Source organism: Luteimonas sp. MC1825, assembly GCF_014764385.1.
In the GTDB taxonomy this organism is placed as follows: domain Bacteria; phylum Pseudomonadota; class Gammaproteobacteria; order Xanthomonadales; family Xanthomonadaceae; genus Luteimonas.
In genome coordinates this window covers 889,112-902,399 of the sequence record NZ_CP061714.1, presented here as the reverse complement: position 1 = coordinate 902,399, position 13,288 = coordinate 889,112, and the positions used below count along the sequence as shown (strand labels likewise).

At 70.4% G+C, this 13,288-nt stretch carries 11 protein-coding genes; 1 reads left to right on the top strand and 10 read right to left on the bottom strand.

Features of this window, described 5'->3' with window-relative positions; all coding sequences use genetic code 11:
- Window position 1: 1 nt before the first annotated feature.
- Together IDM46_RS04185 and IDM46_RS04180 are read right to left on the bottom strand one after the other, a co-directional pair.
- Window positions 2-3,076, bottom strand: coding sequence for an efflux RND transporter permease subunit (locus IDM46_RS04185; RefSeq protein ID WP_185114884.1), 3,075 nt, complete (start codon window positions 3,074-3,076; stop codon window positions 2-4).
- Entirely contained in the window at window positions 3,073-4,203 is a 1,131-nt protein-coding gene (locus IDM46_RS04180) for an efflux RND transporter periplasmic adaptor subunit (RefSeq protein WP_223878022.1), read from the bottom strand. The genes IDM46_RS04185 and IDM46_RS04180 overlap by 4 nt, the downstream gene beginning before the upstream one ends.
- A 75-nt stretch (window positions 4,204-4,278) precedes the next feature.
- Here IDM46_RS04180 and IDM46_RS04175 point away from each other — a divergent pair, with 75 nt between their 5' ends.
- Window positions 4,279-4,818 carry a MarR family transcriptional regulator gene (locus IDM46_RS04175; RefSeq protein WP_185114883.1) on the top strand — a complete coding sequence of 180 codons (540 nt, stop codon included), beginning with the start codon at window positions 4,279-4,281 and terminating at the stop codon, window positions 4,816-4,818.
- Here the strand turns inward: IDM46_RS04175 and IDM46_RS04170 are convergent.
- From IDM46_RS04170 to putP, 8 genes are all read right to left on the bottom strand, one after another.
- Window positions 4,760-5,455, bottom strand: coding sequence for a hypothetical protein (locus IDM46_RS04170; protein WP_185114882.1), 696 nt, complete (start codon window positions 5,453-5,455; stop codon window positions 4,760-4,762). The genes IDM46_RS04175 and IDM46_RS04170 overlap by 59 nt on opposite strands.
- Window positions 5,456-5,574: 119 nt before the next feature.
- Window positions 5,575-6,867: an adenylosuccinate synthase gene (locus IDM46_RS04165; protein WP_185114881.1), complete on the bottom strand. Its 1,293-nt coding sequence runs from the start codon at window positions 6,865-6,867 to the stop codon at window positions 5,575-5,577.
- A gap of 31 nt (window positions 6,868-6,898) precedes the next feature.
- Entirely contained in the window at window positions 6,899-7,762 is an 864-nt protein-coding gene (hflC, locus tag IDM46_RS04160; protein WP_182822205.1) for a protease modulator HflC, read from the bottom strand.
- A complete protein-coding gene (gene hflK, locus IDM46_RS04155) occupies window positions 7,759-8,892 on the bottom strand; it encodes an FtsH protease activity modulator HflK (RefSeq protein WP_182822207.1) in 1,134 nt (377 codons plus the stop codon). The genes hflC and hflK overlap by 4 nt, the downstream gene beginning before the upstream one ends.
- 87 nt (window positions 8,893-8,979) lie before the next feature.
- Window positions 8,980-10,287, bottom strand: coding sequence for a ribosome rescue GTPase HflX (gene hflX, locus IDM46_RS04150; protein ID WP_182823789.1), 1,308 nt, complete (start codon window positions 10,285-10,287; stop codon window positions 8,980-8,982).
- A gap of 73 nt (window positions 10,288-10,360) precedes the next feature.
- Window positions 10,361-10,663 carry an RNA chaperone Hfq gene (hfq, locus tag IDM46_RS04145; protein WP_182822209.1) on the bottom strand — a complete coding sequence of 101 codons (303 nt, stop codon included), beginning with the start codon at window positions 10,661-10,663 and terminating at the stop codon, window positions 10,361-10,363.
- A gap of 177 nt (window positions 10,664-10,840) precedes the next feature.
- Entirely contained in the window at window positions 10,841-11,806 is a 966-nt protein-coding gene (miaA, locus tag IDM46_RS04140; protein ID WP_185114880.1) for a tRNA (adenosine(37)-N6)-dimethylallyltransferase MiaA, read from the bottom strand.
- Window positions 11,796-13,283, bottom strand: a complete 1,488-nt coding sequence (gene putP, locus IDM46_RS04135) for a sodium/proline symporter PutP (RefSeq protein ID WP_185114879.1) — start codon at window positions 13,281-13,283, stop codon at window positions 11,796-11,798. The genes miaA and putP overlap by 11 nt, the downstream gene beginning before the upstream one ends.
- Window positions 13,284-13,288 lie beyond the last annotated feature (5 nt).

The following is a 13,288-nucleotide window of genomic DNA, read 5'->3' as shown; positions in this document are numbered from 1 at the left end:
CTTACGCGGCCGCCTCCGCATCCGTGCCTCGGGGGCGGCGGAACTTGCCCACCACCCACTCCTCCACGTCATCCACCAGCGTGAACGCCGCCGGCACCACGACCAGGCTCAGCACGGTCGACGTCATCAGCCCGCCGATCACGGCGACCGCCATCGGCATGCGGAAGCTGGCGTCGGCGGTGAAGCCCAGCGCGATCGGCAGCATGCCGGCGCCCATGGCCATGGTGGTCATGATCACCGGCCGTGCGCGCTTGTGGCAGGCATCCATCAGCGCCTCGTGGCGTGTCATGCCCTGCTCCGCAGCCATCACCGCGTAGTCCACCAGCAGGATCGAGTTCTTCACCGCGATGCCGATCAGCAGGATCAGGCCGATCAGCACCGACAGCGAGATGTCGAGGCCGGTGATCAGCAGCGCGCCGAACGCGCCGCCGGCGGCGAGCGGCACGGCCACGAGGATCGTGATCGGCTGGCTGGCGTGGTTGAACAGCAGCAGCAGCACGCCGTACACGCAGAAGATGCCGGCCACCATGGCCATGGCAAAACCGCCGAACATCTCCGCGAAGATCTCGCTGTCGCCGGCGGCCTGGCGCTCCACGCCCGCTGGCAGGTTGAGCATGGCCGGCAAGGCATCGATCTGCTTCTCCACCTCGCCCATGGCCATGCCGTTCAAGTCCACGGTGATGGTCACGTTGCGGCGACGGTCGAAGCGGTCGATCTGCGAGGGCCCGCTGGCGGTGGTGATCTCGGCGACGGACGACAGCGGCACGCTGCCGCCGGTGGCGGTGGGCACGCGCAGCTGGCCGAGCAGGTCGGGATCGGAGAGCGCGGCTTCGTCGAGCTGCACGCGGATCGGCACCTGGCGCTCGGGCAGGTTGAGCTTGGCGAGGAACTGTTCGTAGTCACCGCGCGTGGCCACGCGGGTGGCGGCGGCGATGTCGGCGGTGGAGACGCCGAGGTCCGCGGCGCGCGCCGGGTCCGGACGCACGATGACTTCCGGGCGCACCAGCGCGGCCGATGACGCCACCGTGCCGAGGCCGGGCAGCTGGCGGATGCCGCGCTCGACATCGCGCGCGGCGGTCGCAAGCTTCACCGGGTCGTCGCCGGCCAGCACCAGCTGCAGCGCGCGGCCGGGCTCGCCACCCTGGAAGCTCAGGCGCACGCCGGGCATGTCGGCCAGGCGCTCGCGCACCCTGGCTTCCAGCTCGTACTGGGTGAAGTCGCGGTCGTCCTTCCAGCGGATGCCCAGCGTGGCCTTGCGCAGCTCCGCGCTGGTGAGGTCGCCGGCAGGCCCGTTCGCGCCGGAGTTGCTGCCGGCGGTCACGAACACGTGCTCGATCTCGGGGATGTCGGCGATGCGCCGGCGCGCGGCCTCGGCCACCTCCTCGGTGGTCTTGAGCGCGGTACCCGGCGGCAGTTCCACCAGCACGTTGCTCTGGATGCCGTCTGCGGGCGGGATGAAGGTGACCTTGAGCAGCGGCAGCAGCGCCAGCGAGCCGATGAAGATCGCCAGCGCCGCCAGCAGCGTGCGGTTGCGGTGCTTGAGCGCGCGGTCCGCCCAGCGCAGGTACCACTGCATCAGCTTCGAGTCGCCCTTGTGTTCGGGCATCGGCTTGAGCAGGTAGGCGGCCATCATCGGCGTGATCAGGCGCGCCACCAGCAGCGAGAACATCACCGCGGCGGCGGCGGTCCAGCCGAATTCGCGGAAGAACTTGCCGGGGATGCCGGGCATGAACGCCACCGGGATGAACACCGCGGCCAACGTGCACGAGGTGGCGATGACCGCCAGGCCGATCTCGTCGGCGGCCTCGAGCGCGGCCTGCTTAGGCGGCTTGCCCATGCGCAGGTGGCGGTCGATGTTCTCGACCTCGACGATGGCGTCATCCACCAGGATGCCCACCACCACGGCCAGCGCCAGCAGCGTGATCATGTTGAGGCTGAAGCCGAACCAGTACATCACCGCGAAGGTGGGAATGATGGACAGCGGCAGCGCCACCGCGGAAATGAAGGTGGCGCGGAAGTCGCGCAGGAACCAGAACACCACCGCCACCGCCAGCAGCGCGCCCTCGTAGAGCATGTGCATGGAGGATTCGTAGGAGTTCTCGGCCACCTCGGTGGTGGAGCCGACTTCGACGATGCGCAGGCGCGGCTGCTCCGCCTGCAGCGCGGCGATTTCAGCGCGCACGGCGTTGCCGACATCCACCTCGCTGGAGCCGGTGGTGCGCTGCACGGCGAAGCCGGTCACTGCTCGGCCGTCGAGCGTGGTGCGCTGGCTGGGCGTGGCATTGCCGTCGCTCACGGTGGCCAGCGTGGACAGGCGCACGCTGCGGCCGTCGGGCATGGAGATGGGGAAATTGGCGAGGTCGGCGGCTGTCTCCACCGTGCCGAGCGTGCGCACCGCCTGTTCGCTGCCGCCCACGGTGGTGCGGCCACCGGGCTGCTCCTGCTGGATGCGCGCGAGCTGCTGGGAAATCAGCGCCGGACTCACGCCAAAGCCCTGCACGGCCTCCGGCCGCAGGGCGACGCGGATCTCGCGGTTCACGCCGCCGATGCGCCGCACCGCGCCCACGCCGGGCACGGCGAACAGGCGCTTGCCGACGGCGTCATCGATGTACCAGCTGAGCTCCTCGTCGCTCCAGCCGTCCGCGGTCACCGCGTAGGTGATCATGTCGCCGCCGGTCACGTTGACCATCGACACGATCGGCGGCTCCACCTCGCCCGGCAGGTCGATGCGCACGCGGTCGATGGCGTCGCGCACCTCGTCCTTGGCGAGCGTGCCGTCCTTCTCGATGTCGAAGCTCAGCACCGTGGTCGACACGCCCTCGTTGACGATCGAGGCCATGTTGTCGAGGCCCGGGATGCTGGCCACCGCGTCTTCGACCTTGCGCGTGACCTGGGTTTCCAGCGTGCTGGGGCTCGCGCCCGGCAGGGTCACGGTGACGTTGACCACCGGCACGGTGAGGTCGGGGAACTGCGACACGGCCAGCCGGTTGAACGCGAGCAGGCCGGCGGCGGTGAGCAGGATGAAGACGAGGATCGCCGGCAGTGGGCGGTTGATCGACCAGGCGGAGAAATTCATCTGGCGATGGTCCCGTTCGCGTCGGGTGCGGCCGGCGCGTTGGCGGCATCGGCGGCGTCCGCGCTCTCGACCACGCGCACCAGGTCGCCATCGCCGAGGAAGCCCGCGCCACGCGCCACCACGCGATCGCCCTGCGTCAGCCCCTCGCGCACCTCGACCATGTCGCCATGCGCGCCGCCCACGGCGACGCCGCGCTCGCGTACGCGGTTGTCAGCGTCCACGGTGAACACATACGCGCGCCCGTCGCGGCGTACCACGGCCTCGCCCGGCACCAGCAGCGCCTGCGCGCGCCCCAGCGCGAGGCGCCCCTGCGCGAACATGCCCGCGCGCAGGCCGCCCGGATCCGGCAGGTCCACGTATACGGTGCCGGTGCGGGTCTGCGCGTCCAGCCCCGGCGACACGGTGCGCACCGTGCCCTCCACCATGCCGCCGCCGGCCGCCTCCACGCGCACCGGCGTGCCGACGTTCACGCGCAGCAGGTCGCCTTCGGCGAGTTCGGCGCGCCACTCCAGGCGGCCATCGCGGATCAGCTTCAACAGCTCCGCGCCCGCCCCCACCACCTGCCCCGGCTGCACGCTGCGCGCCGACACCACGCCCGCCACCGGCGCGCGCACCACGGTGAAGTCACGCTGCACGCGCGAGGCGTCGCGGCTGGCCATGGCGGTGTTGAGGCGCGCCTGCGCGTTGTCGCGCGCGGCCTCGGCCTCCTCGGCATCCTGCAGCGACACCATCTGCGCGCTGGCCAGCTCGCGGATGCGCGCGGCCTTGCGGCGCGCGGTCTCGAGGTTGGTCTGCGCCTCGCGCACCTGGGCGTCGGACTGCGCCAGCTGCGAGGCGAGCGTGCGGTCGTCGACGCGCAGCAGCACGTCGCCCGCTGCCACCACGCTGCCGACCTCCACTTCGACGCTCGCCACGCGCAGGCCGGAGAGCTCCACGCCCACCGAGACCTCTTCCCATGCGGCCACCGCGCCCGACGCCACCACCTCGCGCGTCACGTCCCGAAGCTGTGGCGAGGCCAGGCTTACGGTCAGGCTCGGGGTGGCCTCCGGGGCGTCTTCGCCACCACAGCCCGAGAGGGTGATGGCCAGGAGGCCGGAGATCGCCAACAGGCGGAATCGGATCGACATCGTCACGGGCTCGTACCGGAAAGGCTGGCAAGTTATCAGCACACTGATAACTCACCGGTGATGACGGAGGATGCAATGCCGCGGCAGCCAAGCCCCAGCCTGCAGGCGTTCAGGAAATCACGCGCCTACCGCGCCGGCGTGCTGCTGAAGCAGCTCCACCTCGGCCTGACGGCAACGGTGGAGGCCCGCCTGCAGGACGAAGGCCTGGACCTGACCCGGCCGCAGGCCGTTGCGCTCATGGTGCTCATCGAGCATCCCGGTGCCTCCAACGCCGAGCTGGCACGCCTCAACGGCGTGTCGCCCCAGACGATGCATCAAACGCTGCTGCGCCTTGAACGCGATGGCCTGGTCTCGCGCGCACCGCACCCGCGGCTCAAGCGGGTGCAGGCGCTGGAGGCGACGCCCGAGGGCGTGGCGCTGGTGACGCGCGGCAGCGCGGTGGCGCGCACCGCGATCGAAGCGGTACTGGGCGGGCTGCGGACGACCCAGCAGGACGAGCTGGTCGGCCTGCTGGAGCGATGCGCCGCCGCCCTCCCCGCTGCCGCCGCGACTGCCCTCAACTGCAGCGGTTCGACAGCGAAACCGCGCTCCGGGGGTCTACGGAGCGGAGCGTGACACGGCAGCTGCGTCCATCGGCGCCCGTGTACGGGATGGATTCGCCGCTGCGGAGGAATTTCCGGCCCGACTCCCCGTCATTCGAGACCACCGAGACATAGGCGCCATTGGCGGAGATCGACTGCACGCCGACCTCCGACTGCGCGTCCAGCGGCATGCCGGCATCGCGCGTCAGGATGAGGTCCAGCCCACCCGGGACGCCGACCACCTGCGACATGCGTGCATTCTCAGCGCTGGCGAGGCTCAGCCGAGCGATCAGACCGCCGTTCAGTTCCCTGATTTCGTTCACCGCTCCCTTGACCTGCGACATGGCATCGCGGTTGCCGACATCCACGGATGCGGTGAGCGCGTCGAGACTGTCTTCCAGCTGCTTGAACGACGTGGCCTGCTGCTGCTTGATGGCCTCGAGCCCCGCATCGGCCGGAAGCAGCTTGCCACGCGCGAACTGATAGCCCTCCGCACCCAGCACGCCGACGACGACCAGTGCGAGCGCAATGATCGTGCGACGGACCGGATGACCCGATTCGCCTTCGTCCCGTTTGCCCCAGTACCAGTGAAGGAAGCGCACCAGCATGTTCGGTGGGCGTTTCACTGGGGCGGCCTGGTCCGTTCTGCTCGCTGCCTGCTGCGTTTCCATGCGCTCTCCCCTGTTCCCCGATGGGCCGCCCCCGCGGCCCGGAAGCCTCGAGTATGCCGAAAACGACGAGCCCCGCTCGGGGCGGGGCTCGTGACACCTGGCCAGGCAGGCGCCAGGCCTCAGGCAAACGGATCCTGCAGCACCATCGTGTGTTCGCGGTCGGGGCCGGTGCTGACGATCGACAGCGGGCAGCCCGCCAGCTCCTCCAGCGCGCGAAGGTACGCACGTGCCGCCGGCGGAAGCTTGTTCCACTCGGTGATGCCGTGGGTGTTCTCGGTCCAGCCCGGAAATTCCAGGTACACCGGCTCGCACTCGGCCCAACCCTGGGCGTCGAGCGGCGCGTACTCGGTCTGCTTGCCGCGGTACTGGTAGCCGATGCACATCTTCAGCTTGTCGAAGCCGTCGAGCACGTCGAGCTTGGTGATGCACAGGCCGCTGATGCCGTTGATCGCCACCGCGCGCTTGAGCGCGACGATGTCGATCCAGCCGCAGCGCCGCGGGCGGCCGGTGGTGGCGCCATATTCCTGGCCCCGATCGCGCAGCTTCTGGCCGTCCTCGTCATCGAGCTCGGTCGGGAACGGCCCACCGCCCACGCGCGTGGCGTAGGCCTTGCAGATGCCCAGGACGTAGTCGATCGCGTCCGCGCCCACGCCGGTGCCGGCCAACGCGCCGCCGACGGTGGTGTTGGAGCTGGTGACATACGGGTAGGTGCCGTGGTCGATGTCGAGCAGCGAGCCCTGCGCGCCTTCGAACAGTACTTTCTTCCCCTGCTTGCGCAGGTCGTGGAGGATGCCGGCGACGTCGGACTTCATCGGCTCGACGTAGTCGCCGAAGGCCAGCGCCTCGTCGTAGGTCTGCTGGAAGTCCACCGCGTCGGCGCCCAGGTACCGGGTGAGCACGAAGTTGTGGTAATCGAGCGCGGTGCGCAGCAGCTCCTCGAGCTGCTGCGGGTAATGCAGGTCGGCGACCCGGATGCCGCGGCGCGCCACCTTGTCCTCGTACGCCGGGCCGATGCCGCGCCCGGTGGTGCCGATGGCCTTGCCACCGGCGGCCTTCTCGCGCGCCTGATCGAGGGCGATGTGTGACGGCATGATCAGCGGCGTGGCCGGGCTGATCTTCAGGCGTGAGCGCACTTCCACGCCCGCCTCTTCCAGCTCGCCGATTTCCTTGATCAGCGCCGCCGGGCTCAGCACCACGCCGTTGCCGATCAGGCACAGCGCGTCATCGCGCAGGATGCCCGAGGGAATCAGGTGCAGGACGGTCTTCTTGCCGCGGATCACCAGCGTGTGGCCGGCGTTGTGGCCGCCCTGGAAGCGCACCACGGCGCCGATATCCGTCGTCAGCAGGTCGACGATCTTGCCCTTGCCCTCGTCGCCCCACTGGGCGCCCAACACCACGACCGACTGGCCCATCGCTACTTGCTCCTGAACTTGGAAAACGCCGTCAGCGGTCGCTGCGCAGGTACTGCAGGAACGGGTCGTCACGCTCCATCACGATCACCGCGTCGCCATCGCTGAACGAGCGCCGATAGGCCTCGAGGCTGCGCTGGAACGCGAAGAACGCCGGATCGCGGTTGCCGGCCGCGCCATACAGGCGCGTGGCCTCGGCATCGCCTTCACCGCGCAGCTTCTGCGCGTCGCGCTCCGCCTCGGCCAGCAGCACGGTCTGCTCGCGGTCGGCCTCGGCGCGCACGATGCGTGCCTGCTCCTCGCCCTCGGCGCGCAGCGCACTGGCCACCTGCTGCCGTTCGGCGCGCATGCGGTTGTAGACCTGGTCGATCACGTCGCTGTCGGTGGGCAGGTCGATCTGCTTGAAGCGGATGTCGACGATGTACATGCCCAGCGTGCGGGCGCCCTGGTTGATGCCGGGCAGCAGGCGATCGATCACTTCGCTGCGGTTGCCCGAGACCAGCTCGGTCAGCGTCTGCGTGTTGATCTCGTTGCGCAGCGATTCCTTGATGATCGGCGCGAGGCGGTCGGTCACCAGCGCCTCGTTGCCGCCGGTGGCGCGGTAGAAATCGCCGGCATCGACGATGAAGCCGATGGCCACGAAGTCGACGCTCACGTCCTTGCGCTCGGAGGTCAGCGAACGCTCGGGCGGGAACTCGCTGGCCTGGAAGCGGCGGTCGAACACGCGCGCGCTCTCGACCAGCGGGATCTTGAAGTGCAGGCCCGGGCCGATGTCGGTGCGTGCCACGCGGCCAAGGTTCAGCACCAGGCCGACGTGGCCTTCGCGGACCACGAACACCGAACCCAGCAGGCCCAGCAACACGACCACGACGATCGGGATGATCAGGTTGAGTCTCATCGGCTGGCTCCCTCACGGGCCGGGCGCGGCAGGCGGCTGACCGCCTGTTCGCCGGTGGTGGCATTGACGGTCGGCGACACGATCTCGGGCGTCAGCAGCGGCGGCGCGTTGCCTGTGCCCTGCCCGGCCATCGGCACGTAGATCAGCTGCCTGCCGTCGCCGCCCACGACCTTGCGGTTGTCGGCCAGCACCTGCTCCACGGTCTCCAGCCACAGGCGCTTGCGGGTGACCTCGGGCGCATTGCGGTATTCGTCGACCTGCAGCGTGAAGCGCTGCGCGTCACCGGTGGCGCGGGCGATGGTGGCGGTCTTGTAGCCCTCGGCCGTGGTGCGCACGCGCGCGGCCTGGCCGCGTGCCTCGGGCACGATCTTGGCGGCATAGGCACGCGCCTCGTTCACCAGGCGCTCGTTCATCTGCTGCGCGCTGTTGACCTCGTCGAACGCCGGCTTGACCTGCTCCGGCGGACGCGCATCCTGCAGGCTGAGTTCGGTGACGACCAGGCCGGTGCGGTAGGCATCCAGCGAGCCCTGCAGCGAGGCGGCCGCGGCCACCGACAGCGGGCCACGCGCGTTGAGCGCGGAGTCGAGGTTGGAGCGGCCGATCTGCTCGCGCACAGCGCTCTGCGCCACCTGCTCGAGCACGCGATCGGCATCGCGCGAGCCGAACAGGTACATCTGCGGGTCGCTGATGCGGTACTGCACGTTGAACGACACGGTGACGATGTTCTCGTCGCGGGTCAGCACCGGCAGGCTGTTGCTGAAGGTGCGCACGCCGGTGGTGTTGAGCTTCGTGACGCGCTCGATGGGCCACGGCGCCTTGAAGTTGGGGCCGGGCTGCATGACGCGCGCGAACTTGCCGAAGCGCAGCACCACGCCGCGCTCCTGCTCGCCGACCAGCACGAAGCAGTTGAAGGCCAGCCACAGCACCAGGGCGATGCCGACCCAGCGCAGCGGATTGCCACCGCCGCCGCCGAACATGCCCCGCAACTGGTCGAGGATGCCATCGAACGGACCACCACCGCGGCCACGCCCGTTGCCACCGCTGCGACGCGGCGGCCAGGGGTTCTTGCGCTGGTCGTCGCGGCCCGAACCGCGGTCATCGTTGTTCTTGCCGGGAATGTTCCAGGCCATGCTGGCTCCAATCATGGGGTACGCGGCGCCGGCGGACCGGCGGCGAGCGCACATTCTACAAGGTGTAGGGCTCGCTGCAGCCGCCGGTCACTCGGCGGGCAGCAGGGCCCTGAGATGCGTGCCGTCGGCGAGGGCCGCCAGTCGGCGCGCATCGGTGAGCGGAATGTCGAGGTCCAGCAGCCAGCCGTCCTCGTCGTGCGTTTCACCGCGCACCGCGTCGATCTGGTGCAGGCGCGCGCGCAGGCGGCCGGCATCCGGCGGCAGGCGCAGCTCGGCGTGCAGGCGGCGCAGGCCCAGGCGCTGGCCGAGTGCCTCGCGCAGCAGGTCGATGCCGAGGCCGTCGCGCGCCGAGATCCAGACGCGCTCGCGTACCGCCACCTCGTCCAGGTGGTCGCCGGCATGCGGGCGGTCGTGGCGCGGCTCGACGCCGAGGCGGTCGATCTTGTTGTAGACCAGCAGCTGCGGGATGTCGCCGGCGTCGATCTCGGCCAGAACGGCGTCCACCTGCGCGATGCGCTCCTCGCGCAGCGGGTCGGCGGCGTCGATCAGGTGGATCAGCAGGTCCGCCTCGCGCGCTTCGCTCAAGGTGGAGCGGAACGCGGCAACCAGTTCGTGCGGCAGGTCGCGCACGAAGCCCACGGTATCGGCCAGCACCACGTTGCCGCCGGCCAGCGCGACCTTGCGCACCGTGGGGTCGAGCGTGGCGAACAGCTGGTCGGCGACGTAGGCATCCGACCCGGCCAGCGCGTTGAAGAGCGTCGACTTGCCGGCGTTGGTGTAGCCCACCAGCGCCACGCGCGGCAGTTCGCTGCGCACGCGGGCGCGACGCATCTGCGTGTTCTGCACCTCGACCTTGCCGAGGCGCTTCTGCAGCATGTCGACACGTTTCTGCAGCAGCCGGCGGTCGGTCTCGAGCTGGGTTTCGCCGGGGCCGCGCAGGCCGATGGAACCGCCGCGCTGGCTGTCCAGATGGCTCCAGCCGCGCACCAGGCGCGTGGCCATGTGGCGCAGCTGGGCCAGTTCGACCTGCAGCTTGCCTTCGTGGCTGCGCGCGCGCTGCGCGAAGATGTCGAGGATCAGCCCGGTGCGGTCGACCACGCGGCGCTCGAAGTATTTCTCGAGGTTGCGCTCCTGGCCGGGCGACAGCGGGTGGTTCACCAGCACGAGGTCGGCGCCGCTGGCCTCGGCCGCGGCCTTGAGCTCCTCGAGCTTGCCCTTGCCCAGCAGCATGGCCGGGTTGGGGCGATCGATGCGCGCGGTGGCGACGTGGGCGACGGCGGCACCGGCGGAGCGCGCGAGTTCGCTGAACTCCTCGAGCACGCCCTCATCGGGCGGGCCGCCGGCGTGCGGTTGGATCAGCAGGGCGTTCTCGCCCTTGCGCGAGCGTTCAAACAGCTGGGTCGGCATTCGGTCTGCGGTCTCGGGTCAGGCTTCTGACATGGGGCCGGCCGGGTGCCGTCGCAAGCGCCTAGCTGGCGTCGTCTTCAGCCTCGTCCTCGCCGTGCGGGCCGGACTCGGGCTCGCCGTCCTCCGGGGACTGCACGTAGCCGCCCCCCGGGCCGATGCGGACGTTGCGTGCCGGGACCACGGTGGAGATGGCGTGCTTGTAGACCATCTGGCTGACGGCGTTGCGCAGCAACACCACGAACTGGTCGAACGATTCGATGGTGCCCTGCAGCTTGATGCCGTTGACCAGGTAGATCGACACCGGCACGCGTTCGCGGCGCAGCGCGTTCAGGAAAGGATCCTGCAAAGACTGTCCCTTGGACATGGTGTTCCCCGACTGGTTCTTGTTGTTATGAGGTACCTGGCACATGGTGGCCAGTGTCGCCTGACCGCTCCCCGGCGGCGACCTGCCCGATCTTATACGACGCAGGCGCCCGCGAGCCGGACCGCAGCGTGACGCAGCGCACAAGCGCGGCGGCGGTGCCCGCGACGGTGGTCGTGCTCACGCCAGGAAAGCGGCCACCGCGCGCGCGATGCGGGTAGCGTCGGTCGCGGGATCGAACCAGCGCGCATCGAGCTCGCCACGCAGCCAGGTGAGCTGGCGCTTGCCCAGCTGCCGGGTGGCGGCGATGCCGCGCGCGCGGAAGGTGTCGGCATTGCAGGCGCCGTCGAGGAATTCCCAGGCCTGGCGATAGCCGACGGCGCGGATCGCCGGCAGGTCGAGCGGCGCCGGATGCGCCTGCAGCGCGGGCAAGGCGCGCAGGGCCAGGACTTCGTCGAGGAAACCGGCGGCGAGCATGGCGTCGAAGCGCGTGGCGATACGCGCATGCAGGGTCCCGCGCGCGGCCGGCGCCACCACGACTTTCAGCACCCGGCACGGCAGGCGCGCCGACGCCGGCGCCGGCCGCGCCTGCCAGTCGCTGATCGCACGGCCGCTGGTCCGCCAGACCTCGAGCGCGCGCTGGATGCGCTGCGGATCGTTGTGGCCGATGCGCGCCGCGGCCGCCGGGTCGACCACAGCGAGCTCGGCGTGCAGCGCGGGCCAGCCGCGAGCGGCGGCGTCGGCCGTGAGGACCGCGCGCACCTCGGGATTCGCCGCCGGCATCGGCGCAAGCCCGTCGAGCAGCGCGCGGAAGTACAGCCCGGTGCCGCCGGCGAGGATCGGCAGGCGGCCTCGCGCCACGATGTCGGCCACCGCCAGGCGGGCATCACGCGCGAAATCGGCGGCCGAGTAGGCCTGCCAGGGATCGCGCAGGTCGAGCATGTGGTGGCGCACGCGCGCCTGCTCGGCGGCATCGGGCTTGGCGGCGCCGATGTCGAGACCACGATAGACCAGCGCCGAGTCCACGCTGACCACCTCGCCGCCGTAGCGCTTCGCCCAGTCGAGTGCCAGCGCGGTCTTGCCCGAGGCCGTGGGCCCCATCAGCGCGATGGCCCGCGGCCGCGCGTCGATCACGCTAGTAGCCATTCTCGCGCAGCGTCAGCCGCACCTGCCGGTGCGTGGCCTGCACCTCGGACGACGGCGGGCGTCCCAGCCGGCTCACGAACACGATCGCGATGCTGGCGGCGATGAAGCCCGGCACGATCTCGTACAGCGTGCTGCCGGTCTGCTTCCACAGCACCACCACCAGGGCGCCGGTGACCATGCCGGCCAGCGCGCCGTTGCGGGTCATGCGCTGCCAGAACAGCGACAGCACCACCACCGGCCCGAATGCGGCACCGAAGCCCGCCCAGGCATATGCCACCAGCCCGAGCACGCGGCTCTCGGGGTCGCGGGCGATGAAGATCGCCAGCAACGCCACCGCAAGCACCATCGCGCGGCTGAACCACACCAGCTCCTTCTGGCCGGCCGCGGGACGCACGAACCCGCGATACAGGTCCTCGGTGAGGGCGCTCGAGCACACCAGCAACTGGCACGACAGCGTGCTCATGATGGCGGCCAGGATGGCTGACAGCAGCACGCCGGCCACCCAGGGATTGAACAGCTGCTGTGCCAGCGCGATGAACACGCGTTCCGCATCCGCCGTCACCGGCCCGGCGAGGGCGGGATGCGCGCTGTACCAGGCGATGCCGAACAGGCCGACCGCCATCGAGCCGGTCAGGCACAGCGCCATCCAGGTCATGCCGATGCGGCGCGCCGTCGGGATGGTCTGCAGCGATTCCGCGGCCATGAAGCGCGCCAGGATGTGCGGCTGGCCCACGTAGCCCAGGCCCCAGGCCAGCGCCGACATCACGGCCACCAGCCCGCCGCCGCCGACCCAGTCCAGCCGCGTCGGATCCACCTGCTCCACCAGCGCGAGACCCTCGTCCACCCCGCCCACGCCGACCAGCACCATCGCCGGCACCAGCAGAAGCGCGAAGATCATCAGCGTGGCCTGCACGGTGTCGGTCCAGCTGACGGCAAGGAACCCGCCGATGAACGTGTACAGGATGGTCACCGCCGCGCCCCACCACAGCGCCTCCGCGTAGGGCAGGCCGAACACGCTCTCGAACAGCTTGGCGCCGGCGACGATGCCCGACGCGCAGTACACCGCGAAGAACACCAGGATCACCAGCGCCGCGAACATGCGCAACACGCGCCTGTCATCGGCGAAGCGGTGGGTGAAATAGTCCGGCAGGGTCAGCGCGTTGCGGGTGCGTTCGGTGTAGACGCGCAGCGGCCCGGCCACGAAGCGCCAGTTCGCCCAGGCACCCACCAGCAGGCCGCACGCGATCCACGACTGCGACACGCCGCCCAGGTACAGCGCGCCCGGCAGGCCCATCAGCAGCCAGCCACTCATGTCGGACGCACCCGCCGACAACGCGGTGACCACGCTGCCCAGCGAACGCCCGCCGAGGATGTAGTCGTCGAACGTCTCGGTGCGGCGGTAGGCCCACAGGCCGATGCCGACCATCAGGGCCAGGTAGGCGGCAAAGGTGATGACAAGCGGCGTGCTGGCGGTCATGCGGT

Coding starts and splice junctions, on each gene's coding strand:
- IDM46_RS04165 (WP_185114881.1), bottom strand. CDS start 6,867: ATGGGCCAGTCGGTCGTGGTGTTGGGCGCCCAGTGGGGCGACGAGGGC.
- IDM46_RS04185 (WP_185114884.1), bottom strand. CDS start 3,076: ATGAATTTCTCCGCCTGGTCGATCAACCGCCCACTGCCGGCGATCCTC.
- IDM46_RS04175 (WP_185114883.1), top strand. CDS start 4,279: ATGCCGCGGCAGCCAAGCCCCAGCCTGCAGGCGTTCAGGAAATCACGC.
- miaA (WP_185114880.1), bottom strand. CDS start 11,806: ATGGCTACTAGCGTGATCGACGCGCGGCCGCGGGCCATCGCGCTGATG.
- hflK (WP_182822207.1), bottom strand. CDS start 8,892: ATGGCCTGGAACATTCCCGGCAAGAACAACGATGACCGCGGTTCGGGC.
- hflC (WP_182822205.1), bottom strand. CDS start 7,762: ATGAGACTCAACCTGATCATCCCGATCGTCGTGGTCGTGTTGCTGGGC.
- hfq (WP_182822209.1), bottom strand. CDS start 10,663: ATGTCCAAGGGACAGTCTTTGCAGGATCCTTTCCTGAACGCGCTGCGC.
- putP (WP_185114879.1), bottom strand. CDS start 13,283: ATGACCGCCAGCACGCCGCTTGTCATCACCTTTGCCGCCTACCTGGCC.
- IDM46_RS04180 (WP_223878022.1), bottom strand. CDS start 4,203: ATGTCGATCCGATTCCGCCTGTTGGCGATCTCCGGCCTCCTGGCCATC.
- IDM46_RS04170 (WP_185114882.1), bottom strand. CDS start 5,455: ATGGAAACGCAGCAGGCAGCGAGCAGAACGGACCAGGCCGCCCCAGTG.